Origin of the sequence: Microbacterium sp. NPDC064584 (assembly GCF_040687315.1) — a bacterium.
GTDB lineage: Bacteria > Actinomycetota > Actinomycetes > Actinomycetales > Microbacteriaceae > Microbacterium > Microbacterium lacus.
Map to the genome: position 1 here is coordinate 188,798 of NZ_JBFBMZ010000001.1, position 24,516 is coordinate 213,313.

23 protein-coding genes are annotated in these 24,516 nt (G+C 73.1%); 7 read left to right on the top strand and 16 right to left on the bottom strand.

Translation table 11 applies throughout. The features are described 5' to 3' along the window. Nucleotides 1–76: 76 nt before the first annotated feature. The 4 genes from AB0P18_RS00840 to AB0P18_RS00855 are packed head-to-tail and all read right to left on the bottom strand — an operon-like array spanning nucleotide 77 to nucleotide 3,493. Nucleotides 77–1,003, bottom strand: a complete 927-nt coding sequence (locus tag AB0P18_RS00840; protein ID WP_363358503.1) for a DnaJ domain-containing protein — start codon at nucleotides 1,001–1,003, stop codon at nucleotides 77–79. 51 nt (nucleotides 1,004–1,054) lie between these two features. Further along, nucleotides 1,055–1,585, bottom strand: a complete 531-nt coding sequence (locus AB0P18_RS00845) for a hypothetical protein (protein WP_363358504.1) — start codon at nucleotides 1,583–1,585, stop codon at nucleotides 1,055–1,057. After that, nucleotides 1,582–2,415, bottom strand: a complete 834-nt coding sequence (locus AB0P18_RS00850) for an LssY C-terminal domain-containing protein (protein WP_363358505.1) — start codon at nucleotides 2,413–2,415, stop codon at nucleotides 1,582–1,584. The genes AB0P18_RS00845 and AB0P18_RS00850 overlap by 4 nt, the downstream gene beginning before the upstream one ends. A gap of 10 nt (nucleotides 2,416–2,425) precedes the next feature. Continuing rightward, entirely contained in the window at nucleotides 2,426–3,493 is a 1,068-nt protein-coding gene (locus tag AB0P18_RS00855) for an enoyl-CoA hydratase/isomerase family protein (protein WP_363358506.1), read from the bottom strand. 113 nt (nucleotides 3,494–3,606) lie between these two features. On the opposite strand from AB0P18_RS00855, the gene AB0P18_RS00860 reads away from it, so the two are divergent. Both AB0P18_RS00860 and AB0P18_RS00865 read left to right on the top strand, forming a co-directional pair. Further along, nucleotides 3,607–5,049 (top strand): ABC transporter ATP-binding protein, encoded by a 1,443-nt coding sequence (locus AB0P18_RS00860; protein ID WP_363358507.1) that lies wholly within the window; start codon nucleotides 3,607–3,609, stop codon nucleotides 5,047–5,049. Continuing rightward, on the top strand, nucleotides 5,046–5,867 hold the full coding sequence (locus tag AB0P18_RS00865) for an ABC transporter permease (RefSeq protein ID WP_363358508.1): 822 nt from the start codon (nucleotides 5,046–5,048) through the stop codon (nucleotides 5,865–5,867). The genes AB0P18_RS00860 and AB0P18_RS00865 overlap by 4 nt, the downstream gene beginning before the upstream one ends. Nucleotides 5,868–5,872: 5 nt before the next feature. On the opposite strand, the gene AB0P18_RS00870 is transcribed toward AB0P18_RS00865, so the two are convergent. Beyond that, nucleotides 5,873–6,349 (bottom strand): hypothetical protein, encoded by a 477-nt coding sequence (locus AB0P18_RS00870; protein WP_363358509.1) that lies wholly within the window; start codon nucleotides 6,347–6,349, stop codon nucleotides 5,873–5,875. A gap of 104 nt (nucleotides 6,350–6,453) precedes the next feature. Here AB0P18_RS00870 and cofG point away from each other — a divergent pair, with 104 nt between their 5' ends. From cofG to cofC, 4 genes are read left to right on the top strand one after another with little or no spacing between them, the layout of a single operon-like run. Beyond that, nucleotides 6,454–8,829, top strand: coding sequence for a 7,8-didemethyl-8-hydroxy-5-deazariboflavin synthase CofG (cofG, locus tag AB0P18_RS00875; protein ID WP_363358510.1), 2,376 nt, complete (start codon nucleotides 6,454–6,456; stop codon nucleotides 8,827–8,829). Further along, on the top strand, nucleotides 8,826–10,334 hold the full coding sequence (locus AB0P18_RS00880; protein ID WP_363358511.1) for an NAD(P)/FAD-dependent oxidoreductase: 1,509 nt from the start codon (nucleotides 8,826–8,828) through the stop codon (nucleotides 10,332–10,334). The genes cofG and AB0P18_RS00880 overlap by 4 nt, the downstream gene beginning before the upstream one ends. Then, the gene (gene fgd, locus AB0P18_RS00885; protein WP_344055965.1) at nucleotides 10,331–11,350 is read left to right on the top strand and encodes a glucose-6-phosphate dehydrogenase (coenzyme-F420); all 1,020 of its coding nucleotides are present in this window, start codon (nucleotides 10,331–10,333) and stop codon (nucleotides 11,348–11,350) included. The genes AB0P18_RS00880 and fgd overlap by 4 nt, the downstream gene beginning before the upstream one ends. After that, entirely contained in the window at nucleotides 11,347–11,979 is a 633-nt protein-coding gene (gene cofC / locus AB0P18_RS00890; protein WP_363358512.1) for a 2-phospho-L-lactate guanylyltransferase, read from the top strand. Before fgd ends, cofC begins: the two co-directional genes overlap by 4 nt. Here the strand turns inward: cofC and AB0P18_RS00895 are convergent, their stop codons facing one another. The 6 genes from AB0P18_RS00895 to AB0P18_RS00920 all read right to left on the bottom strand — a co-directional run bounded on the left by AB0P18_RS00895 (nucleotide 11,980) and on the right by AB0P18_RS00920 (nucleotide 15,785). Further along, nucleotides 11,980–12,720 (bottom strand): sulfite exporter TauE/SafE family protein, encoded by a 741-nt coding sequence (locus AB0P18_RS00895; protein WP_363358513.1) that lies wholly within the window; start codon nucleotides 12,718–12,720, stop codon nucleotides 11,980–11,982. A gap of 8 nt (nucleotides 12,721–12,728) precedes the next feature. Next, complete coding sequence (gene cofD / locus AB0P18_RS00900) at nucleotides 12,729–13,721, bottom strand: 2-phospho-L-lactate transferase (protein ID WP_363358514.1); 993 nt, start codon at nucleotides 13,719–13,721, stop codon at nucleotides 12,729–12,731. Then, nucleotides 13,718–14,512, bottom strand: a complete 795-nt coding sequence (locus tag AB0P18_RS00905; RefSeq protein WP_363358515.1) for a uroporphyrinogen-III synthase — start codon at nucleotides 14,510–14,512, stop codon at nucleotides 13,718–13,720. Before AB0P18_RS00905 ends, cofD begins: the two co-directional genes overlap by 4 nt. A 181-nt stretch (nucleotides 14,513–14,693) precedes the next feature. Next, on the bottom strand, nucleotides 14,694–14,993 hold the full coding sequence (locus tag AB0P18_RS00910) for a hypothetical protein (RefSeq protein ID WP_363358516.1): 300 nt from the start codon (nucleotides 14,991–14,993) through the stop codon (nucleotides 14,694–14,696). Further along, nucleotides 14,983–15,384 carry a phage holin family protein gene (locus tag AB0P18_RS00915; RefSeq protein WP_344055971.1) on the bottom strand — a complete coding sequence of 134 codons (402 nt, stop codon included), beginning with the start codon at nucleotides 15,382–15,384 and terminating at the stop codon, nucleotides 14,983–14,985. The genes AB0P18_RS00910 and AB0P18_RS00915 overlap by 11 nt, the downstream gene beginning before the upstream one ends. Nucleotides 15,385–15,386: 2 nt before the next feature. Continuing rightward, the gene (locus tag AB0P18_RS00920) at nucleotides 15,387–15,785 is read right to left on the bottom strand and encodes a hypothetical protein (RefSeq protein ID WP_363358517.1); all 399 of its coding nucleotides are present in this window, start codon (nucleotides 15,783–15,785) and stop codon (nucleotides 15,387–15,389) included. Between the two features lie 141 nt (nucleotides 15,786–15,926). On the opposite strand from AB0P18_RS00920, the gene AB0P18_RS00925 reads away from it, so the two are divergent. Beyond that, a complete protein-coding gene (locus AB0P18_RS00925; protein WP_344055973.1) occupies nucleotides 15,927–16,259 on the top strand; it encodes a hypothetical protein in 333 nt (110 codons plus the stop codon). Nucleotides 16,260–16,265: 6 nt separating this feature from the next. On the opposite strand, the gene AB0P18_RS00930 is transcribed toward AB0P18_RS00925, so the two are convergent. From AB0P18_RS00930 to AB0P18_RS00950, 5 genes are all read right to left on the bottom strand, one after another. Beyond that, nucleotides 16,266–17,750 carry an FAD-dependent oxidoreductase gene (locus AB0P18_RS00930; protein ID WP_363358518.1) on the bottom strand — a complete coding sequence of 495 codons (1,485 nt, stop codon included), beginning with the start codon at nucleotides 17,748–17,750 and terminating at the stop codon, nucleotides 16,266–16,268. A gap of 101 nt (nucleotides 17,751–17,851) precedes the next feature. Further along, the gene (locus AB0P18_RS00935) at nucleotides 17,852–18,520 is read right to left on the bottom strand and encodes an ABC transporter ATP-binding protein (RefSeq protein ID WP_344055975.1); all 669 of its coding nucleotides are present in this window, start codon (nucleotides 18,518–18,520) and stop codon (nucleotides 17,852–17,854) included. Continuing rightward, the gene (locus AB0P18_RS00940) at nucleotides 18,517–19,449 is read right to left on the bottom strand and encodes an ABC transporter ATP-binding protein (protein WP_363358519.1); all 933 of its coding nucleotides are present in this window, start codon (nucleotides 19,447–19,449) and stop codon (nucleotides 18,517–18,519) included. Before AB0P18_RS00940 ends, AB0P18_RS00935 begins: the two co-directional genes overlap by 4 nt. 4 nt (nucleotides 19,450–19,453) lie before the next feature. Further along, on the bottom strand, nucleotides 19,454–22,138 hold the full coding sequence (locus AB0P18_RS00945; RefSeq protein WP_363358520.1) for an FtsX-like permease family protein: 2,685 nt from the start codon (nucleotides 22,136–22,138) through the stop codon (nucleotides 19,454–19,456). Beyond that, entirely contained in the window at nucleotides 22,135–24,492 is a 2,358-nt protein-coding gene (locus AB0P18_RS00950) for an FtsX-like permease family protein (protein WP_363358521.1), read from the bottom strand. Before AB0P18_RS00950 ends, AB0P18_RS00945 begins: the two co-directional genes overlap by 4 nt. Nucleotides 24,493–24,516: the final 24 nt, after the last annotated feature.

Genomic DNA, 24,516 nt, shown 5'->3' on the forward strand with positions numbered 1-24,516 from the left:
CACCGCTCCACACTGCCACCAACTCCGGACACGCTCACCCGCCGTCCGGATTTGTCCGCTCAGGGCGGAACCGCTCTCACACGAAACGGACGGCCTGCTGCAGGCGGGTGCGGACGTCGAAGATCTCGTTCCCGCCGATCGAGCGGGCACCCGGCACACCCTGCCGCAGCAGGTTCGACAGCGCCCCGCGCGCGACGAGGACGACCGGGATGCCGCGCGCCCGGCCCAGGTCGGTGACGGGCTGCAGCAGGTCCTCATCGGGGAGGACGACGATCACGCCGCCGAAGCGGACCCCCGCCGAACGCGAGATCGACCGCACCCGCGCGAGCAGGTCGGCGACGGGGGTGCCGGGCACGGCGTCGCCGGTCAGCTCGCCCCGCCGCACGGTCACCGGGCCGCCGAAGTCCTCCGACAGCACGGCGTACAGGCCGGACGGGCTGAGCACGATGTGATCGAGCTTGTCGTCGCCGGTCCCGCCGCGGACGGGGGCCGCCACGTCGTGCCACACCGTGTAGCCGATGCCGAGGTCGGCGACCAGGCGCGCCGTGGCCTCTTCGGCGAGCGCATCCGCCAGCATCCGTCTCAGCTCCCGCGGCGCACGGCGCACGAGGGCCGGGTCATACGGATCCTCCACGGCGACACCGCGGCCGACCCACTCGCGGATGAGGTCGAGGTAGCGCTCGCGGCGCCATCCGCCCGGCTGGCCGAACGACTTCGCGCGCGGCCGCGTGTCGGCCGGCCGCGGCGTCGCGCGCCAGCCGGACCACTCGGCGGCGGGTGCGTCACCGAAACCGTGACCGCGGTCGTATGCGGTGCGGGCTTCGGCGGTTCCGACGAGCTCCCACGCCCGCTGGACCTGGATGAAGACCGCCGCGTCGCCGCCGGTGTCGGGGTGCGTCTGGCGCAGCCGCAGTCGGTACGCCTTGCGGAGCGTCTCCTCGTCGGCCGCCGGGTCGACGCCGAGCACGTCGTACGCGGACGCGGACAGCGGGCTGTCGAACACTCCGGCTCCCCTCGCAGGCGCCGCGCGCGGGCGGGCACGGCGCGATCCAGGCTAATCGCTGGCGCTGGGCGGTCGCTCATTCCGGCGGGCGTACGCGGCCGCACTGCGGCTGGACAGCGCGAGGAGGATCAGGATGTCCAGGCCGACCGACAGCAGACTCGTGTTGATCGTGATCTCCTGGTCCTCGCTCCACCACTGAGCGAACACGGACGTGATCGACAGGGTCGAGAAGACCATGACGGCCACGCGCGCCCAATTGCGCCCGCGCAGGATGAAGACCGCGAAGATCAGGTCGGCGAGCAGGAACATCCCGACGACCGAGGCCAGCACCGCCAGCACCGCGCCGGTCGCGCCCGGGACGACCTCGGCGTCGTCGACCGCCAGTCCGATGTCCTGCGACCACTGCGGCGCATCCAGCGTGACGATCAGGATGGTGATCAGGCCCGCGACGACCCGCAGCAGCACGAGCACGGCGCCCGCCACGATCGTGCCGGGGCGAGCCATGTCCGGGTCGTACCGCTGCCGCTGGAGCAGGTCGGCGGCGGGCTCATAGGCGGGGCGCTTCGCGGGGGTGCCGGTCACGTCGTCACCGTCCGCGGACTGTCGACGGCGCGGACGTCGATGATCGGCAGGTCGCCGTCCGTGCGGATGCTGTCTCCCCCGCCGTTGCGGGCGTGATAGCCCGTGGAGAAGTCCTTCAGGACGGTCAGCGCGACCCGCGGGTCCGCGCCGGTGACGGTGCGGACGATGTGGTCGCGCTCGACATCGGTGTCGGCGTCGATGCGGTGGGTGATCTGCAGCGTGAACAGCGAAAGCCCGACCGCGGTGTCGAACGTCCCCGCCGCGAGCCATTCCACGCGCGTGCCGCCGGGGAGGAGCCACCCGTCCGGGCACTTCCAGAACCGCACGTGGTGGCGCTGGGCGGGATTGCCGTCGACCTCCTGCTGGTAGGCGAAGTCCTGCTGCCGCCCGAAGAGGAACAGGGGACTGACCGGTGCTTCGTCGTAGCTGCGCCGGGTGAGCGTCGAGGTCACGATCCGCCACGACGAGGCGAGGGTCACGGGGTCGGCTCGCGTCCACGCCGCGGCGCGCATCACGTGATGGATCTGGTCGGCATCGCCCAGCAGCGCGAGGTTCACCGGGTCACCGAGAAGTCCGTCGCTCGTGCGCGCCCGGCCGATGAAGTACTCGGGTACGTAGATCGTCGTGAGGATCCGGTGCAGGCGCGGCAGGACGAGGTAGGCAAGGAGCACCCAGAACGCGATCGCGAACAGCACACCCCACCAGCCCACCTTGAAGGTCTCGGTGAAGCTCAGATAGGCGAGCCAGATCGCGGCGAGCCCGGCGAAGACGAAGAAGAACCAGTCCACGGCCACTCCGATCGAGTAGCGCCTGCGGGCTCGGTTCCCCATGATCGTCCCGTCAGTCCCAGAGGGCCGTCGGCGGGGTGTAGGCGAAAGCGGATGCCGCGGCATCCGTCGGCAGCTCGTCCAGCGTGGCCGGCCGCCACGACGGATTGCGGTCCTTGTCGACGAGCTGCGCGCGGATGCCCTCCCGCAGGTCGGGCTGGGTCGTGGCGAACCAGAGCACGAGGCCGTACTCCTGCTCCAGCGCCGCGCGCAGGTTCGGCAGGGCTCGAGCCCGCCGCACGGCCTCGAGGGTCACGGTGAGCGCGGTGGGCGACAGGGTCCCGAGCAGGTCGGCGGTGGCGGATGCCGCGTCCTCTCCTCGCGCGCGCAGCCGGTCGATGATCTCCGGCACCGTGCCGGCGGCGAACGCGTCGTCGATCCACGGGCGCTGCGCCGCCAGCGCGGAGCCCTCGGGGGTCTCGTCGAACAGCAGGACGAGTTCGGTCGGGGTGGCGGGATCGGCGCGGGTGAGGAGCGCGTCGTGCAGATCCGCGAGGTGCTCGGCGCGCACGAGATGGTCGGCGAACCCGGCGGCGACCGCGTCGGCGGCATCCATCGACGCGCCGGTGAGGGCGAGGTACTCGCCGAGGCGTCCGGGCGCGTGCGCGAGGAGCCATGTGCCGCCCACGTCGGGCGTGAAGCCGATGCGGGTCTCGGGCATCGCCAGCCGCGAGCGGTCGGTGACCACCCGCACCGCGGCGTGCCCGGCGAGCCCGATGCCGCCGCCCATCGTGATGCCGTCCGCGAAGACGACGACGGGCTTCGGATACTCGGCGATCCGGGCGTTCAGGGCGTACTCCTCGCGGAAGAACGCCGCCGTCGCCGCCGCGTCGCCCCCGACGATCTGGTCGTACAGGCCGCGCACGTCGCCACCCGCGCAGAGGCCCCGCTCACCGGCGCCGTCCAGCAGCACGATGCCGACGTCGGGATCGTGCTCCCAATCGTCCAGCGCCGCCGCGATCAGGCGGATCATCGTCAGGTCCAGCGCGTTGAGCGCGCGAGGGCGATTCAGCCGCACGTGCCCGAGTCCGCCGGACCGACGGATCAGGACACTCGGTTCGCGCTCTGCAGCTTCGCTCACGCCCGACACGTTACCGGGCGGCCACCGGATCGCGTGCCGGGCCGCCCGCTGGGAGATGCGGGGCTTTTTTGCCAGGATGGACGGAACGCCCCCACGACGACGAGAGGTTCGGCATGCCCGAAGGACACGTGCTCGAATTCTCCGGGGTCACGAAGCGCTTCGGCGCCGTCACCGCCGTCTCGGGCCTGTCGGCACGCGTCGAACCCGGTGTCGTCACCGGATTCCTGGGACCCAACGGCGCGGGCAAGACCACGAGCCTGCGCATCCTGCTCGGCCTCGTCGGAGCCACGAGCGGCACCGCGACGATCGGAGGCGTGCCGTACGCCGCGCTCGAGCGTCCGCTGCAGAGCGTCGGGGCGGTGCTCGAGGCGTCGAGCTTCCACCCCGGACGCACCGCCGCGAACCACCTGAAGGTGTACGCGCAGGCGGCGGGCCTGCCGGTGCGACGCGTCGAGGAGACCTTGGGGCTCGTGGGCCTCGCGGACGTCGGCGGCCGCAAGGTCGGCGGATTCTCGCTCGGCATGCGCCAGCGCCTGGGTCTGGCGTATGCGCTGCTCGGCGACCCCGGCGTGCTCGTGCTGGACGAGCCCGCGAACGGCCTCGACCCCGAGGGCATCAAGTGGATGCGCGGGTTCCTGCGCGAGCTCGCGCACGAGGGACGCACGGTCTTCATCTCCTCGCACCTGCTCGCCGAAGTGCAGCAGACCGTGGATTCGGTGCTGATCATCGCGCAGGGCCGACTCGTCTATCAGGGCGCGCTGGAGGACCTCGCCGACGCGTCCGAGTACGCCACGGTCGTCGACGCGCCCGATCGGGCCGCGCTCACCCGCGCGCTCGCCGACGCCGGCATCCCGTTCGACGTGCTGCGCTCCGGACTCACCGTGCGGGGCGCGGATGCCGCCGCGATCGGGGCGGTGGCGGCATCCGCGGGAGTGGCCCTCTCGGCGCTGCAGCGCAAGGGTCCCGCGCTCGAGGAGGTGTTCCTCGATCTCGTGAGCGGCGCGCGCGTGCACGCGACGATGGCGGATGCCGCGCCGGAGGCCGCGGCCGTCGCTGCTGCTCCGGCGGTCGCCGAGCCCGAGGCCGAGCTTGCGCCGGTCGCCGAGCCGGAGGCCGGAGTTCCGCCGGTCGCCGAGCCCGAGTCCGCCGCCTCCGCCGAGCCCGCACCGGTGTCGACCGCGATCGCCGTGATCCCGGCGGCAGCGGCACCGGCCGGGCCCGATCCCGACGACCTCGATCCGGCCGGAGCGGACGAGGCGGCTCCGCCCCCGGTGTACCAGGTCGCGGCGACGGGCGTGATCGACATCATCCCGGCGGCCGGGAACCCGGCGACCGACGCGTTCGCCGACGACCGCCCCCTCGACGCGGATGCCGATGTGGAGGCCCTCGGCGAGATCGACGACGAGCTCGAGGCCGCCCCGAACGATCGACCGTGGGAGACGTACGTGAAGACGGATGCCGACCGCGAAGCCGACGCGTTCTTCGCGGCGTTCGATCCTCATGCGGAGGACGGCGACGATCCGCGTCCGGACGACGAAGGCGGTGCGCAGCGATGAGCGTGTCGGCTCTGGTGCGGTCGGAGACGACGAAGCAGTTCTCCACGTCACTGTGGTGGATCCTTGCGATCGTGCTCGTCGCGTACGTGGGTTTCACCGCGGCGATCCTCGGGTTCGTCTTCGCGGCGTCCTCCAGCGGCAGCCTTCCGGGGAACGCACCGGCGATCCCCGCGGACGGACTCGCGAGCGTGCTCTACAGCACGGCGACGTCAGTGGGCTACGTGTTCCCCCTCTTGATCGGGACGCTCATGGTCACGACCGAGTTCCGGCACAAGACCCTGACCCCGACGTTCCTGGCCACCCCGCGACGCGGGTCGGTGCTCGTCGCGAAGGTGATCGTCGGCATCGGCGTCGGCGTGCTGTTCGGGGTGCTGGGCGTCCTCGCGTCGGTCGTACCGGCGGCAGGGCTGCTCGCCGCATACGGCGTGCCGACCGAACTGGGCTCCGCCGCCACGTGGGCGCTGTTCGGCCGCATGATCATCGCGTTCGCGCTCTGGGTCCTCGTCGGCATCGGCGTCGGCGCGCTCGTACGCAATCAGGTCGGTGCGATCGTGGGCGTCCTCGTGTTCACGCAGTTCCTCGAACCCGTCGGACGCGCCGCGGCGGCCTTCGTGGAAGGGCTGTCGGACGTGACCCGGTTCCTGCCGGGAGCCGCGAGCGACGCGCTGGTCGGCGCGAGCGTCTTCACCGCCGCGACCCCCGGTGCCGCGGGTGGCGGGACGCTGGAGTGGTGGGTCGGCGGGCTCGTCCTGCTGGGCTACGCCGTGGTGCTCGTCGTGCTCGGACACCTCGTGAGCTGGCGCCGCGACGTCACCTGACCGGATCAGAGCGCGGGCGCAGCCCGCGGCCGGCGCTTCTTCGCCGGTGCGGCCACGCCGCTCTCGGGCTCGGGCAGCACCGGGATCGTGCCGGTCGCGATGTCGACCACGTCGGTCGGCGCACCGTCGCCCACGTCGAGGTTGAGCGCCTGCACGAGCGCGAGTCCGTGGCGCGTCGTCAGGATGATGCGCTGATACTCGGCGCCGCCGTTCAGGTCGATCACCACGCTCGGCCGGTGCCGGCGGATGATCGCGAAGTCGTCGCCGCCCGCAGAGCGCCACGTGCCCATCGCGATGACGCCGCGGACGTGCGTTCCGGGGCTGGGCACGCCTCGCAGCCACGTCCACGCGTCGTCGGTGAGCTGCACCTTCGCGATGGTGGAGCGGTCGATCCGCACATTCCCACGGCGGAATGAGAGTGCCTTCTCAGCGCCCGACAGCACGATCTCGAGCTGCGTCGAGTCGAGCAGGAGCGTCACCATGGCCTCTAGTCTGCCAGCGGCTCCCGGCGCTCACAGAGGGTTTTGCTTACGGAGCGGCAACGATCGCGGAGCCCGTCGACGGCGCGCGGTGCAAGACTGGACCGGTGACTCTGCTCGAACCCGCGCGAGCCGCAGACCGCTCCGAGGTCCGCGCCGCCCTCGACCGAGCCTCCGCGGGAATCGCCCTGACCGCCGATGACGCTGAAGCGCTCCTCGGCGCGGGGGGCGCGGAGTTCGAGCGCCTGCTGCAGATCGCCGGGTCCGTCCGCGACGCCGGGCTGGCGGCATCCGATCGGCCCGGCGTGATCACCTACTCGCGCAAGGTCTTCATCCCCCTCACGACGCTGTGCCGCGACCGCTGCCACTACTGCATCTTCGTGGACACGCCCGCACAGCTGCAGAAGCTGCACAAGCCCACGTACATGTCGGCGGAGCAGGTGCTCACGGTCGCCCGTCAGGGCGCGGCGCTCGGATGCAAGGAGGCCCTCCTCACCCTCGGCGACCGGCCCGAGGACCGGTGGCCCGAGGCCCGCGCCTGGCTCGACGAGCACGGGTACGCCTCGACGCTGGATTACGTCGGCGCGATGGCGCGGCTCATCACGGCCGAGACCGGCTTGCTCGCCCACCTCAACCCCGGTGTCATGACGCGGGACGAGCTGCGGATGCTGCGCCCCACCGCACCGTCGATGGGCATGATGCTCGAGACGACGTCGCGTCGGCTGTACGAGGAGCCGGGCCAGGTGCACTTCGGCTCGCCGGACAAGGACCCCGACGTGCGGCTCGCCGTGATCGAGGACGCCGGACGGGAGCGCGTGCCGTTCACGACCGGCATCCTGGTCGGCATCGGCGAGACCCTCCGCGACCGCGCCGAATCGCTCGTCGCGATCCGCGACGCGCACGAGCGTCATGCCGTCCAAGGGCAGGGGCATGTGCAGGAGGTGATCGTGCAGAACTTCCGCGCGAAGCCCCGCACCGCGATGCAGTCCGCCCCCGACGCCTCCGTGCGGGAGTATGTCGCCGCGGTCGCGGTCGCCCGGCTCGTCCTGGGTCCCCGCATGCGCGTGCAGGTGCCGCCGAACCTGTCGGATCCCGCCGAGTTCGCGCTCCTCGTCCGCGCCGGAGCCGATGACTGGGGCGGCGTCTCGCCGCTCACGGCCGATCATGTGAACCCCGAGCGGCCCTGGCCGCACCTGTCCGACCTCGAGGCGCGGACCGCCGAGCTCGGGTTCGCGCTGCGCGAGCGGCTGACCGCGCAGCCGGAGTTCGTGCTCGGCGCGCAGACCTGGATCGACGAGGCCCTGCACCCCGCGGTCGCCGCCGTCGCCGACCCCGCGACGGGTCTGGCCGCCCCTGCCGCTCGCGAGAGGGCAGAAACGACCGGTTCTCCCGGCGTGTCGCGTACATTTGTGCCCTCTCGCGGGAGCAGTCGCGGGAGCCGGGACGCGGAGCGCGCGGCGGCCGACCCGCTCGGCCTGGACGACGAGGAATGGGCGCGGCTGCTCGGTGCGACGGGCGCCGAGCTCGACGCGTTGACCGCCACGGCCGATGACGTGCGGCGCTACACCGTCGGCGAGGCGGTGACGCTCGTGGTCAACCGCAACCTGACCTCCAGCGGCTTCCGCCGCACTCCGACGGGCGAACCCGGCACGTTCGGACTCGACGACGTCGCGGCGATCGCGACGGATGCCGCAGACCTCGGTGCCACCGAGATCTGCGTGCAGGGCCTCCTCCCCGACACCGAGGACCCGGCGGCCTACCTGCAGATCGCCCGCGCGATCCGCGACGCCGTCCCCGGCATCCACCTCCACGCCTACCGCCCGCAGGACGTGCGCGACCTCGCCGACCGCGGCGGCCTGGGTCTGGCGGGCGCTCTGGACGCCCTGCGCGAGGCCGGGGTGAACACCGTCCCGGGGACGGGCGTCAAGGTCCTGAGCGAGCGCGTCCGCGCCATGATCGCGCCGACGGACCTCGAGATCGACCGCTGGGTCGAGGGCATCACGGCCGCCCACCGGGCGGGCTTCCGCTCGACGAGCGTCCTGTTCTACGGACACGTCGAGAGCGCCGAGGAGCGCATCGCGCACCTGCGGCGCCTGCGCGGGATCCAGGAGGAGACGCGCGGATTCACCGAGTTCGTGCCGATTCCGCTGCCCGGCCCGGTCGGCGGCACACCGCTCGTCGCCGGCCGCTCCGCGTTGGACGAGCACCGCGCGATGGTCGCCGTGTCGCGCCTGCTGCTGAGCGGCAGCATCCCGCACGTCCAGATCCCGTGGACGCGCGTCGGGCGTGACGTTGCGACCACGCTGCTGCGCTCCGGCGGCGACGACCTCGGCGGCACCCTGCTGGACGGCCGCGTGCTGCCCGAAGCGGGCATCGAGCACGGGCTCGAACTGCCGGTGGCGGATGCCGCCCGCCTGGCCGCCGGAATGTTCCGCCCGTTCCGCGTGCGCACGACCGACTACCGCGAACCGGGGCTGCGATGACCGCCACCCGGGTCGAGGTCGCGATCGTCGGGGCGGGCTTCGCGGGTCTCGGCATGGCGATCGCGCTGCGCCGCGCCGGTCGCGAGGACTTCGTCCTCCTCGAGCGCGGCGCCTCGGTCGGCGGCACCTGGCGCGACAACACGTATCCGGGCGTCGCGTGCGACGTGCCGTCGCACCTGTACGGATTCGCCGCGCACCCGAACCCGGACTGGTCCGAGGTCTTCGCGACGGGTCCTGAGATCCGCCGCTACCTGGAGGACGTGGCCGAGCGCGAGCACCTCGGCGAACGCCTCCACCTGCAGACGCCGGTGCTCGACGCCCGCTGGGATGCCGAGGCATCGCTCTGGCGGATCCGCACCGGTGGCGCGCACGAGTCGTTCACCGCCGACGTCCTCGTCCTCGCGTGCGGGCGACTCACCGAGCCGTCGATCCCGCACGTGGACGGGCTCGAGAGCTTCCCCGGACCCCTCTTCCACTCGGCCCGCTGGGATCACACGGCCGATCTCGCCGACGCGCGCGTGGCTCTCGTGGGCACGGGTGCCAGTGCGATCCAGATCCTGCCCGAGCTCGCCCGCACGGCGGCGCATGTCACGCTCCTCCAACGCACCCCGGCGTGGATCGTGCCGCGCGGCGGCGATTCCTACTCGGACGCCGATCGCGCACGGTTCGCAGCCACCCCGCAGGCGCTCGAAGCGCTGAGGACCGACCTCTACGCCGAGGGCGAGGCGCGCTTCGCCTCTCGCTCCGGCGACTCCGCAGCCGCGGCCGAGGCCGAGGCCGTGGCACGCGCGCACCTCGAACGGCAGGTCTCCGACCCCGCGCTGCGCGCCGCGCTCACACCCGACTACGCATTCGGCTGCAAGCGCGTGCTGCTCTCGGATGACTTCTATCCGGCAGTGGCATCGGACGCCGTGACACTCGTGCGGGGAGCGCTGTCCGCCGTCGAGGGGTCGACGCTGGTCGCTTCGGACGGCTCCCGGCACGACGTCGACGCACTCGTGCTCGCGACGGGGTTCGCTTCGACCCGCCAGCCGTACGCAGACCTCGTGCGCGGGACGGGCGGCCGGACGCTCGCGGCCCACTGGTCGGAGGGGATGACCTCCTTCGCCTCCACCGTCGTGGCCGGGTTCCCCAACATGTTCGTCCTCAACGGCCCGAACGCCTCGCTCGGCCATTCGTCGTCGGTCCTGATGATCGAGGAGCAGGCGGCCTACGTCAGCCGGGTACTGGACGGGCGCGCGGGACGCACCCTGCACGTGGACCCCGCAGCCGAGCGGACGTACACCGCCGAGATCGCCGAGGCGGCGGCGTCCACGCGGTGGATGACCGGTGGATGCCGCAACTGGTACGTCGACGACCGCTCCGGTCGCCTCACCCTGCTGTGGCCGGGAACCGTCGACGCGTTCCGCGCCCGGCTCGCGCGCGCCGACGGCTCCGAATTCATCACCGCCGACCCCCGAGAGGTGCACGCCCCCGCATCGGGCGCGCCGAGAGGAGCATCATGACCTTCCCCCTGCGTCTGGGTTACAAGGCTTCCGCCGAGCAGTTCGGACCCAACGAGCTCGCCGATTTCGCCGTGCTGGCCGAAGAGGTCGGCTTCGACTCGGTGTTCGTCTCCGACCACCTGCAGCCGTGGATGCACGACGGCGGACACGCCCCCGCGGCGATCCCGTGGATGGGGGCGGTCGGTGCGCGGACGTCGCGCATCGTGCTGGGCACCTCGGTGCTGACCCCGACGTTCCGCTATCACCCGGGCGTCGTCGCCCAGGCGTTCGCGACGCTCGGCGTGATGTACCCGGGCCGGATCATCCTGGGCGTCGGCACCGGCGAGGCCCTGAACGAAGTGACCCTCGGACTGGACTGGCCCGACCCGCCGGAGCGCTTCCAGCGTCTCAAGGAGTCGATCGGCCTGATCGAGAAGCTGTGGGCCGAGGAGCGGGTCACCTTCGACGGCACCTACTACTCCACGCACGACGCGACGATCTACGACCGCCCGCCCGCTGACCAGAAGGTGCCGATCTACATCGGCGCCTCCGGCCCCGCCGCGACCCGTCTGGCCGGACGCATCGCGGACGGCTACATCACGACGAGCGGAAAGGACCCGGCGCTGTACACCGACACGCTGCTGCCGGCACTCGCGGAGGGCCTGCAGAAGGCCGGGCGCGAGGAGGGCGCGGTCGACACGCTGATCGAGGTGAAGGTCTCGCTGCACCCCGACCCGGAGGTGGCGCTGGAGAAGACCCGCTTCTGGGCCCCGCTCGCGCTGTCGGCGGAGGAGAAGATGGGGATCCACGACCCGATCGAGATGCAGCGCCGCGCGGCGGAGCTGCCGATCGAGCGCGCCGCGTCGCGCTTCATCGTCTCGACCGACCCCGAGGAGCACGTCGAGCGCATCGCGCAGTACGTCGACCTGGGCTTCCGTCACCTGGTCTTCCACGACCCGGGGCACGACCAGGAGGAGTTCCTGCGGATGTACGGCACCGAGGTGCTTCCGCGGCTGCGAGCGCGGTTCGGGGAGTGACCGGGCCCGGCTCCGGCTGGGCGGTCGTCATCCCGGTCAAGCCCGGCGCGGTCGGCAAGTCCCGCCTGCATCTGGCCGATGTCGACCGGGTCACACTCGCGCGCGCGATCGCGCTGGACACGATCGCGGCCGCAGCGTCCTGCTCCGAGGTCGCGCAGGTGTTCGTCGTGACCGATGACGGCGCCCTCCCGGCGCTCGCCTTCGACATCCCCGGCCTGCGGTTCGTGCCGGAGGGGGACGGAGCGCTGCGCGGCATCGATGCGGCGGTCGCCGCGGGAGCGGCCGCGGCCGGAGAGGGGATGCCGCGCGCCGCGCTTCTCGGAGACCTCCCCGCCCTGCGCGCCGAGGATCTCGCGACGGCCCTCCGCGACTCCTCGGCGGTACCCCGCGCCGTCGTCGCCGATGAGGAGGGCACCGGGACCACCCTCGTGACGGCAGCGGCCGGCGTCCCGTTCCGCTCGTCGTTCGGCGAAGGGTCCTTCGTGCGCCACGTCGGCCTCGGATGCACGCCCCTGGACGTCGACGAGACCTCGACGCTCCGCCGCGACGTCGACACGGCAGACCAGCTGCTGGACGCGATGACCCTCGGCCTCGGTCCCCGCACCGCCCGGGTGCTGTCGGGTCGATGATCAGATCAGCAGGTAGACCGCGCCGATCACCGTGAAGGCGATCACGAGCCGTTCGAACACCGTCTGATTCAGGCGACCGGCGAGCCAGCGGCCGAACAGGGCACCGCCGATCACGAGCGGGGCGAGCACGAGGTCGACCACGAGCCCCGGCACCGTGATCAGGCCGAGCCCGATCGAGAAGGGCACCTTGCCGATGTTCACGATCGCGAAGAACCACGCGGCCGTGCCGAGGAACTCCTTCACCGGGAAGCGCGCGGCGAGGAAGTACATCGACATCACCGGTCCGGCGGCGTTCGCGACCATCGTGGTGAACCCCCCGATCGTGCCGTAGGTCGCCGCCGCGACGCGGTGCGGACCGGCATCCGACACCTGCGCGCCCATGCGCCGGCGCAGCAGCGTGATCGCGATCACGACGAGCAGGATGACCCCGATCGTCTTCTTCACCCACACGTCGTCGGCGAAGAACAGGAACACGACGCCGAGCAGGATGCCGGCGACCACGGCGGGAGCGAGGCGCAGCAGGGCGCGCCAGTTCGTGTGCTTCCGATACGTGAAGACGGCGAAGAGGTCGGCGAGGATCAGCAGCAGCAGGATCGTCCCGGTGGACTGCTTCGCCGGGAGCATCGCCGCGAAGATCGCCACCGCGACGGTCCCCGCTCCCGGGACGGCGGTCTTGGAGAGGCCGATCACGACCGCCGCGACGCCGAGCAGCGCCGACGCGAACCAGCTCAGCTCGAACATCGGCTCGATCAGCTCGTCGCGCGCGCGGCCGCGAGGGCGGCATCCGCGAGGGCCGCCGACGTGGGGAGATCGCGCATCCAGAGCGGCGTGACGACGGGGCGGATGCCGAGCCCCCGCACCGCATCGGCGTCGGCCGCGTCCTCCTCGGCGAGGAGCCACGCATCCAGAACGCCGCCCGCGGCGCGCGCGCCGTAGTGCGCGGCGACCGCGGACGCGGAGGTCTCGACCCCGATCGCGGTCAGGCACACGTCCGCCATGCCGCGAACCACCCGGCCGCCGATGATCGGCGAGACCCCGACGACGCGGGCGGCGGTGGAGCGCAGCGCCTCGCGGATGCCGGGGACGGCGAGGATCGGGCCGATCGAGACGACCGGATTCGACGGCGCGAGGACCACGACGTCGGCCTCGGCGATCGCCTCGGCGACGCCCGGTGCCGGCACCGCCGCGGCGATTCCGGGGTTCTCGAAGCGCACAGGCGCCAGCGCGGCCCGATGCCGGGTCCACCACTCCTGGAAGTGCATCGTGCCCTCGCCGGGGTCGGCGACCGTCACGTACGTGTCGACCTCGGCGTCGGTCATCGGCAGCAGCCGGGCGCCGAGCGGCCACCGCGCCGACAGGCGGGCGACGACCTCGGTCGGGGTGAGTCCGTCGCGCAGCCACCCGGTGCGGGCGAGGTGCGTGCCGAGGTCCAGGTCGCCGAGCGTGAACCACGGCCACCCGGCGCCCCAGGCCTGCAGCTCGTGATTCACCCGCTCGCTGTCGCCCGCGCGGCCCCACCCGCGCTCGGTGTCGTTCACGCCGGCGAGCGCGTACACGATCGAGTCCACGTCGGGCTGCAGGCGCACGCCGGACAGCCACAGGTCGTCACCGGTATTCACCACGATCGTGAACGGGGCGGATGCTGCACTCCCGGCATCCGCTCGCCCCTGCAGCGCGGCGCGCATGCCGAGGCAGAACCGCGAGCCCCCGACACCGCCGGCGAGGACGACGACGCGGGTCAAGGCGCGAATTCGTCCGCGGCGTGCGGAAGGGTGAAGCGGGCGACCGCATCGATCAGGGCGTCGACGGTCTGCGTGGCGGCGATCACGTCCACGGAGAGCCCGGCGCGGCGGGCGTCCTTCGCGGTGCGGGGTCCGATCGCGGCGATCACCGTCGAATCGGGGATCTCGGGGAACTGCAGGCGCACCTGCTCGGCGACCGAGCCGCTCGTGACGAGGATCGCGTTGATGCGGCCGCTGCGGACGTCGTGCCCGATGCGCTCGGTCACCGGCACACCCACCGTGCGATAGGCGACGACGCTGCGGACGCGGTGGCCGGCCTCGACGAGGAGACGGGTCAGGACAGGCTTGGCGATCTCGCTGCGGAGCGTCAGGATGTCGCGCGCCTCCGGCTCGATCGCGATCATCTGCTCGGCCATGCCCGCGGCGGAGTTGTCGCGCTCGGGGACGAGATCGACGCGATACCCGACCGCCTGGAGCGCGGCGGCGGTCGTCTCGCCCACCGCGGCGACCTTCGTCTGGGCCGGGATCGACGCCCGGTGCGCGAACAGGACGTCGACGGTGGTGGCGCTGGTCACCGTGAGCCAGTCGAACGCGCCGGCTTCGAGATCGGCGAGCGCCCGGTCGAGCGTCTCCTGGTCGTTCGTCGGCGCGAAGTTGATGAGCGGCGCGACGACAGGAATGGCCCCCTGGTTGCGCAGACTCGCCGCGACACCGTCGCCCCACGGGCCCCCGCGCGGCACCAGCACGCGCCATCCCGCGAGGGGCTTGGGCTGCTGTGGAACGTGGTTCATGGTGTTGGGCTCTCGTGGTGCGCGGTCAGCCGCCCCAAGATCGAGCAACCGACAGACGAATTCAGACCTCGGGTCTTGTGGTCAACGCCGTCGGCAGCATTCGCACCATTGCACTGCCTGACCGTTCGAGCATACTCCGGGCGGTGGTCGGCCGCGCCGGCGCACGACGCGAAGGGCCTGATCAGCGGGCGTAGAGGCGCACGGCTGCCCAGACGATCAGGCCGACCGCCGCGGCTCCGGCCACGACCGCGGCCGTCGCGGCACCCGGATTCCTGCGCGAGAACGCCCGGGCCTTCACGACACCGCGATCCGTGGCCAGCGCAACCCGCTTGGGGACGTTGGCCTTCTCCTCGATCGCGGCGAGCGCGGCCTTCAGCTCAGCGCGGGCCTGTTCGACCGGGTCGGTGATGCCGATCGGGACTGCGGTGCGCGGCACGGCGACCGTCGCGCGCGAGACGGGAACGGGAGAGTCAGAGCTCATCGCGCACCTCCTGGACGTCCTGGACGATGGATTGCACCGGGTTCTGCGAGCGCGCGACCTTGCGGAAGCGCCGGATGCCGAGCAGCACGAACAGCGCCGTCCCGAGCAGCAGCGACACGAGCACGATCAGGGCGGACAGCCAGTACGGCATCCAGCTGCCGAGGCCGATGATCGCGAAGGCGACCATGACGCCGAGCGCCCAGAACAGGAGGAAGATCGCGACGGCGAGCCAGGCCGCGCCGATGCCCGCGTCTTTCGACGTCCGGCGCACCCACGCCTTGCCGGCGTCGACCTCGGCGATAACGAGATTGCGGATGAGCTCCGGGATCTCGCCGATCAGGGTGAACAGGCTGTCGTCGTTGCGGTCACGGTAACCGCGCGGAGTCGTCATCGTCAGGCTCCGTTGCGGGAGTCGCCCGCGGCCTTCGCGATGTCGTCGAACGCGTCGTCGGCGGCATCCTTCACCGCTTCCGCGCTCTTCTGGGCGGACCGGCTCACGTCATCGACCTGGGCACGCCCGGTCTTGATCGCGGAATCGAGCTTCTGACCGGGGGTCCCCTTCGAGGTCGCCGCCTTCGTGACCTTGACCGCGCTGTCCCAGAGGGTGCTCGGCAGAGCCATCGCGGTGGACTTGGTGAATTCCTTGACCTTGGTCACCTGCTCCTGGACCGGGTCGAGGTTCCAGACCTTCGCGGCCTGAGCCTTGATCTGCTCGTAGCGCTCGCGACCCGCGCGGGTGCCGAGCACGTAGCCTGCGGCCAGTCCGATGACCAGCCCTACTTTGCCCCTCATGGGGTCTCCTCACGGTCGTTGGATCCTGATGTCTGCGACCAGGCTATCGCCGTATGCCGATTCCGACATCCGGTGGTCATCCGAAGGGCCCTGTGATAGGTCGGCGGCCCCGGGCGTCTCGCCGTTTGCCAGACTGGACGCGTGAGCATCGACGGGCGCGACACCGCGAGCGGGCCGTTCTCGGCCATGCTCGTCGTCGACCTGCCGATCGCCAAGCTCGACGCCCTCGACGTCATCGCGTTCGTCGCCGACAGCACGGTCGAGAACGCACAGACGGCCTTCCCGCGGGTGCCGCTCGAGCCGAACGCGTGGGCGGAGGTGCAGATCCCGAAGTTCGGCGATCCGCCGCCGTTCGCCGTCGACGTGTGCTCGGACGTCTCACCCGCGCACGCGGCCGCAGCGGCCGCGCGGCTGGCCGAAGCGCTCGAGCGGGTCGGCTGGTCGGTGCGGCTTCCCCGGCCCGGCGAGGCCTGACCGGCGTCAAGTGAGGGGTCGCTCGTCCGGGGATCCCCACAGCGCGGTGCGCCGCACGCGCTCCGCTTCGTGCGCGGCATCCGGAACGACCTGCGCGAGCCCCGTCCCCGCGAGCCACGCGCCGACGACGGCGAGTCCGTCCACCCCGTGGATCGCCGAACGCGCCGCCTCGGTGCGCTCGGCGTGCCCGAGCGCGGAGACGGGGTCGGGCTGGCGGTAGCGCCCGCGATGCGACGCCAGAAGCGCGTCGCCGTCCAGTGCGACGCCGCGCGCGGCCGAGACCTCCGCGAGGGCGAGGGCGGCCGCGGCGCGGTCGTCGAGGTCCGCCGTCGCCGGACGCGTACCGGGCCCGCCGAACGAGACCTTGAGCACGTGGACGTCGGGGGCGGTCTGCATCCACGGCCAGCGCGCGGTCGAATCGGTGACGGATGCCGCACCCTCGCGACCCGGAACCGAGTAGACCGCCGTCGCGATCGGAGCAGCCGTCAGGGCGGGCGAGCGGACCACGAGCGTGACGACCTCGAGCGCGGTCGTGGCCGGCTCGGCGAGCTCCGGGACGAGCGCGCCGAGGAGGCGGTGCGCGTCGGCGGCGCCCGTGGCGACCACGATCTGGTCGGCGGGCCCGACGGGATCGTCGTCCTCTCCCGCGTCGGTCTCGATGATCCACTGCCCGGCAGCGCGCTGCACGCCGAGCACCCGGGTGCCCGTGCCGATGCGCACCTCGAGGGCGCGCAACCGCTCGTCCAGGGCGTCCACGAGCCGGCTCATGCCCCCGTCCAGGCTCTCGAGCCCGGCATCCGCGGGCCGGCCCTTCTTCGCAGCGCTCGCCCGATCGGCGCGCAGCTGCATCACGGCGCCGGCGAGGGATCCCGTGCGAGTGAGGGCGGCGTTGAGGCCCGGGACGACCGCTTCGACGTCGACGTCGTCGGGGTCGATCGCGAACCCGCCGACGCTCAACGGCGCGACGATCCGCTCCAGGACGGCCTCGCCCATGCGGGTGCGCACGAGCTTCCCGAGGCTGCGCTCCTGCCCGATCGTCAGCGGGGGCCGGATGCGGTCGAGGTACGCGCGCCACGCTCCGCGCCACCCGATGATGCGGCGGACGCTCTCGTCCCACGGGTTCTCCGGGATGCCGCGCAGCGTCGCCGCCGGCACCGGGGCGGCGCCGTCCGGCAGTCCCGCGATCCACTCCGCGCGCGGGGCCGTGGGCACGACGGCCCCGCCGAGACCGAGCTCGTCGACGAGGCGGCGGACGGCTCCGCCGCGGGTGGCCCACCCCTCGGCGCCCAGGTCGACGCGGACACCCGCGAGCTCGTGCGTGCGGATCGCGCCGCCGAGCGCCGTGTCCTCCTCGAGGAGCGTGACGCGGATGCCGACCTTCGCGCATTCGAGCGCGGCGACGAGTCCGCCGATCCCGCCGCCGATCACGACGACGTGGGAGTCGTGCGCGTGCGCGGCGAGGTCGTCCAGGGCTGAGGTGTCGGCATCCACCCCTCTATCTTCGACGCTGGCCTCTCCCCCGTGAAACGACATCTGCACGTCGAGACGGTGGGGTTCACCCATGGTCTCGACGCGCAGAAGTCGTCTCAGCGTCAGGCGACGCGGCCATCGTGCAGCTCGACCACCCGATCGGCGCGCTGCACGAGCAGCGGATCGTGCGTGGAGACCACGGCGGCGATGCCCTGGCTGTGGACGAGGTCGCCGATCAGGTCCATCACGGTCGCCGCGGTCCGGGAATCCAGCTGCCCGGTCGGCTCGTCGGCGATCAGCACGCGGGGCCGCGCGACGATCGCGCGGGCGATGCCGACGCGCTGCTGCTGACCTCCGGAGAGCTCCCCCGGGCGCTGGGCGGCGTGATCGGCGAGCCCGACCAGCGCGAGCGCCTCCGCGACCCGCGCGTCGCGCTCCGCGGCCGCGACGCGGGCGATCCGCAGCGGGAGCTCGACGTTCTCGGAAGCCGACAGGACCGGGATGAGCCCGAAGGACTGGAAGACGAAGCCGAGCTGCTCGCGGCGCAGCAACGCGAGGGCGTCCTCGTCGAGCGCCGTCGCCTCGGTCCCACCGATCCAGACCCGGCCCGAGGTCGGCCGGTCCAGGCCGCCGAGGAGGTTCAGCAGAGTGGTCTTGCCGGCGCCGGAGGCCCCGCGGATCACGACGAGCTCGCCGGGATCTGCCGCGATGTCGATGTCGACGCACGCGTGCACCTCGCCGGCCGACGTCGAGAACGTGCGGGTGAGCGCCTCCGCGCGCACAGCGGTCATGACGCGTCCTCGTCGTCGCTCGTCCGCGGTGCCGGCCGGACGGCGACGTGGTCGGGTTCGAGCGCGAGGCGGACACGCTCGCGGAGGTCGAGGGCCTGCACGAAGTCGTCGGGCAGCTGCAGGCGGCCCACGCGATCGAGCACGGCGTACTCCTCCGCCACGTGCTCCTCCGCACCGTCCGCGTCGACCCGGGTCGAGCGCAGGACTTCGGTCGAAGTGCGCCCGTCGCGGATCTGCACGGTGCGTGCGACGTGCTCGGACACACTCGGGTCGTGCGTGACGATGAGCGTCGTCACCCCCAGTTCGCGGTTGACCGCCCGCATCGACTCGAGCACGTGCGCGGTCGTGGCGTCGTCGAGCTCGCCGGTCGGCTCGTCCGCGAGCAGGACGCGCGGATTGTTCGCGATCCCGACAGCGATCGCGACGCGCTGCTGCTCGCCGCCGGACATCTCTGCCGGCCGGCGCCCGGCGCAGTGCGTGACCTCGAGGAGGTCGAGGAGCTCGGCCACGCGCGCGCGGCGCGCGGCGGCGCCCTTCGGCGCGCCCGTGATCGCGAGCGCCGCGGCGACGTTCTCGCTCGCGTCCAGATACGGCAGGAGGTTGCGCGAGGTCTGCTGCCACACGAATCCGACGCTCCGGCGGCGGAAGACGACCCGCTCCTTGTCCGTCATCGTGAGCAGATCGTGTCCGGCGACCCACGCGACCCCCGCGGTGGGCTGGTCGAGGCTCGAGAGGATCGACAGGAGCGTCGACTTGCCCGACCCCGAGGCGCCGACGACCGCGACGAGCTCGCCCGGGTCGACCCGCAGGTTGAGGCCCTGCAGCGCCTGCACCTCGACGCCCTGGCCCGTCCCGGTGAGCACCTTGAAGATGCGCACGAGATCGACGCACAGGATGTCGGCTCCCGAATCGGTGACGGCGTATGCCATGGTCCTATCCTTCCTCCACGGTGCGCAGGGCGCTCGCGGCGCGGGCCCGGCGCGACACCCACAGGGCGATCGCGGTGAACAGCGCGGCCAGCAGGACGAAGCCGCCGAGCGTGATCGCGAGGGTGACGGCATCCACGTGATAGCCGGGCTGAACCGTCGATCCCGTGAACGAGCGGAGGTCGACCCCCGCGAGGACGACGACCGGCACGAGCGCCCCGAAGAGCGTCCCGGCGACGATCGCCGCGATCGCCGGTGGGCCGACTTCCCACAAGGCCAGCGCGGTGGCCGACCGCGGCGGAGCGCCGAGCGTCCGCAGGAGCGCGAGGACCCGGGCGCGGGGCCGCGCGGCGAGCGTGAGGGTCATCACGATCGCGAGCGCGCTCAGCAGCGCCGCGAGCGTCGTCGCGGCGAAAAGCGCGATGCGCACGCCCTGCACGGAGGGGCTGGACTGGATGCCGGCGACGATCCGGTCGACCGACTCGATGCGGACGGCATCCCCCAGCTGCGCCCGCACCGCCGCGGAAACCTCGTCGACGGATGCCGCAGATTCCAGCCTCAGCAGGAGAGTGCGATCCGCCGGGTCGCGTCCGGTGACCTCGACGGCCGCGGACGAGTCGATCGCGACCCAGTTCTCTCGGGATCCGATCGGGCTCGGACCGCTGGAGACCCCGGCGACCTGGACGGGGACCGCGTTCACCCGCACCTCGGTCGAATCGCCGATCAGGTCCGCGGTCGCCGCGGCGACGACGACCGGCGTCGCCGCACTCCCGGGCGTCAGATCGGAGCCGGCGGGCAGCAGTCCCGGTCCGTCTCCCTGCACGGTGCGCAGGTCGGCGGCGTCGACGACGAACACCGACGTCGGGCGCTTCTGGCCGCCCACATCGAGCGTCGCGGTCTCGGCTCCGGAGACGCCGGTCGCGGCATCCACCCCCTCGATCGCGCGCACGCCCTCGAGCTGCTCGGCCGTGAAGGAGCCGCCGGTGATCTTCAGGTCCGCACCGATCTGGGCCTGCGCCGAGCGGGCGACCCCCTCTTGCAGCGAAGAGAGGAGGACACCGGAGGACACCGCGACGGACACCCCCACGACAAGGGCGAGCACGGGGGTCAGTCCGATCGCCGGTTCACGCAGCGCCCGCGCTGCGCCGAGGAACGGCCCGAGCGTCGAGCGGCGGCGCGCCGCATCGAACACGCGACGCAGCGGCAGCGGGTAGACGCGCAGGGTGATCAGACACGCGACGAGCGCGAGCAGGAGCGGCGTGGCGGCCTGCAGCAGATCGACCCCCTGCGCGGCTTCCGTGCCACGCAGGAACAGCAGCGCCACCGCGGCCGCGGCGAGCGCGAGCACGACGCCTTCGACGATGAGCCGCACGCGGGAGCCGCGCCGCCCGAGGTCGGCGCGGGAGGGACGCTCGGATGCCGTTCCCGCGAGCACCGCGAGGATGACGGGCGGGGCGAGGGCGAGCAGGAGCGCCGGGACGAAGATCGCGGGCGTGACCGGCGCGGACCACACCGCCGCGCCGATCGCCACCGCCAGCAGGGCGCCGATCACCGCCGGAACGAGGCCCAGCAGCACCCCCTCGAGGCCGAGGATCGCGCGCAGCTGCCCCGGAGACGAGCCCCGCGCCGACAGGAGGCGGAGGGCGGAACGGCGTCGCTCGAGCACGAGCCGGCATCCGAGCACCAGTACCGCCGCCGCCACGCCGACCGGTCCCGCGACGATCATCGCGAGGAGGGCCGCGGTCGCCCGCTCCTGCGCGAGTGCGCGCTCGATCGTGGCGGTGACGTCGGCGGTGAAGCGCAGACTCAGGATGCCGACGCCGTCGGCGGAGGAGCCGATCGTGTGCGAGACCGCCGTGAGCTTGCGCAGCGCGGCCGCGGTCTGCGGCGCCGTGCCCGCGTCGATCGAACTCGTGTCGAACGGGTACCAGACCGTGCTCCGCTGGGGTCCGGGGAGCGAGAACGAGATCGGGGCCGACGCAGGATCGGCGTAGCCGATGCCCGTGACACGGCGCGGCTGATTGCCGTCGTCGAACACGTTGGGCTGGAGGACCGAGGGCACGTGCTGCCAGTAGTCGCTGCCGGCATCCACCGCCTCGAACGTGCCGACGAGGACGATCGATGTGCGGAGGTCGCCCGCCACGGTCGTGCGGGTCTGCCCGATCGGCCAGTCCATCTCGGTGGCCGTGTCATCGGAGAGCACGATCTCGACGAGGCCGTCCGTCGCCGGCGCCGGGGCGCGCCCCTGGACGATGCGGATCTCCTCGGCGTACCCGGGGTCGAACGCGATCGTGACGAATCCGGTCCGCGGGGTCTCGATCAGAGGCAAGTCCAGGCTCATCCCGACGGCACGCGCAGGGCCGAGGAGTGTGGGGAGCGGCGCGTCGGCCTGCGTACGGATCTGCTCCAGGCTCGCCTCGAAGCCGCCCCACACGTCGTCGACGGTGAGCGCCGGATCGACCGCACGCGCGGCCGCCTGCGGAAGCCCCGCGACGGTCGCCTCGACGTCGCGATCCAGCGCGCCGAGGCCGGCCAGCCGGTCGCGCATCGCGGTGTCGGCGAGCGTCGCGAGTGCGAGCGGTGCGAGCGTTGCCACGAGGACGAGCACGAGCACGAGAGCAGCGACGGTCGACCCGCCGGAGCGGGCGCGCACGTGCCGGGTCACGAGCGCCGGGATGCTGCGCGCGCTCACCGCGCCTCCTCCCCGACGGTCGCGCCGATCGCGGCGCGGCGGACACCGACGGCGGCGATCCCGGTGACGACGCTCAGACCGATCAGCTGCAGGGCGGCCGCTATCGCGAACGGCGGCCACGCGAACGCGACCCCCGCGCCGAGGGCGAGGATTCCGGGGGTCACCGCCTGCACGAGCGCGGGGGCGACCAGCCACGAGACCGCGATTCCGGCGACCGTGCCGAGGACCGCGGACGCGGCGAACACCGCAGCGACCTCGCCCGCCCGGGAGCGCGCCTGCGCGCCGGGGGTGAGGCCGAGAGCCCGGAGCACGCCGAGGTCGCGGCGCCGGTCCAGGCTCAGGGTCTGGATGATCGCGAACGCGGCCAGCAGCGCGAGCGCGCCGGAGCCGCCCGCCGCGATCCACCAGCCGGAGACGAGGGAGCCGACGACGGATGCCGTCACGCCGGGCGCCGCGGTCGCGACCGGGCGATCGCCCAGTGCTTCGCTGAACGCGCGATCGGCATCCGGATCACCGGCGGCCCAGACCGCGTTCGGCGGCACGAAGGACGTCCCCCGCTGCAGCGCGGACGCCGTGAGCGCATCGAGCGGGACGAAGACGGCGAGCCCGGACTGCGCCCCCGGGACGGCGTCGACCACGACGGCGACCTCGAGCTCACCGCGACGGCCGGTGCCGGCGTAGCGGAACTCGACCCCGTCGCCCGGGCCGATGCCGAGGCGCGCCGCGAGGGCCGACCCGATCGCCGCGCGGACGGGAGCGGGGTCGCCCGGCTCCGCACCGACCCACAGGACCGCCTCGGCACTCTCCCCGAGGACGGCCTCCCCAGTGACGGCGAGGGCTTCGCCGGCCGCGTCACCGGCGAGCGGCTGGACCGTGTCGATCCGGACACCGACGTCGGCCGTCGAGAATGCCGGCGGGATCGCCGCGGTCAGCGCGGAAAGGCTCCAGGGGCCGGTGCCGGCGGGGACATCGGCGGTCGCGGTGACCGCGGTCGTGCCCGCCAGGACCTCATCGAGCGTGAGACGGGCCGAGGTCGGCGTACCGAGCGCGTCGACGAACGTCGCGCTCAGCTGGAGCACGGCGGCCACGTTCGGGCGCGACGACGCGATCTCGACGGTGACGCGGATGCCGGTCGCCTCCTGTCCCAGGGCGACGGGTGCGCCGGCGACGGAGTCGGGGGTCGGGGTCACGGTGGCCGCGAGGGCCTCCGGATCGACCGCCCCACCGGCCGGGGAGAGGACCGTGGGGATCGCGACGGAGGGCACCGCGATGATCTCCGCGACCGTGCTGCCGATCTCGATGGGGGCCACGAGCACACCGGCGGCGGCATCCACACCCTCGACGGCTGCGGCGTCCGCCACCGTCCCGGGACTCGCGGTCTGCGGCGGGAGGTCGACGCGCAGATCGGCGCCCGCCCGGACGGCGGCGGAGTCGGTCGCCGCGGCGGTCCAGGTGGCGCTGTACGCCGCGGCGAAGAGCGCCTGCGCGAAGGTGAGTGCGACCAGCAGCACGGCCACCGCGTACACCGGGAGCCGCCGGGCGACCTGGCGCGGTGCGAGCGCCGGGCCGGGTCCTGCGGCGCCGGCGCGGGCGACCGTGGCCGCGCCGGCGGCGAAGACCGCGAGCGCGAGGAGAGCCGCGGCCAGGAGTACCGCGCTCGGCGCGATCGCGACGATCGGATCGAAACCCCCGGGACGCGCCTGCGGCAGCTGCCAGACCGCGAAGGCGCCGGTGAGCGCGACGACGCCGATCGCGGCGGCCGTCGCGATGCGCGCGCCGCGACGGCGGGAGTCCGAGCGGCGGCGCTGCGCGGCGACGAGGACCGCCGCGAGGACGAGGGCCGTGAGTGGCGCCGTCCAGCCGAGCGGGAGCGCCTCGAGCGCCGCCTGCGCACCGAAGAGCAGCACGGTGAGCGCGCCGCCGGACACGAGGCCCAACACGCTGGCGGTCACCGCGATCGCGGCGGCCTCGATCGCGCCGAGCGCCGTCGCCTGGCGTCCGGACAAGCCCCGCGCCCGCAGGTTCGCCATGTCCTGCTCGCGGGCGGCGGCCAGAAGCCGCCCGAGTTGGAGCACCGCGGTGGAGGCCAGGAGCAGAACGAGCACGATGAGCGCGGGCGCGGCGGAGAGCAGGGCGACGACGCCGGCAGCCACCTGCGCGGCGACCTCATCGCGCGGCACGCCCGGAGGAGCGGCATCCCCCGACCGCTCGACGGCGACCGTCAGGGACGCGAGGATCGCGTACACCGTCGCGACCGCCACCGACAGCGTCGCGGCCGTGGTGAGCAGCAAGCCGCGCCGGGCACCCGCGCGGGCACGGACGAGCCGTCCCGTGCTGAGCGCGCGAGCAGGCATGGGCGTCCTCCGGGGGGTCGGGTG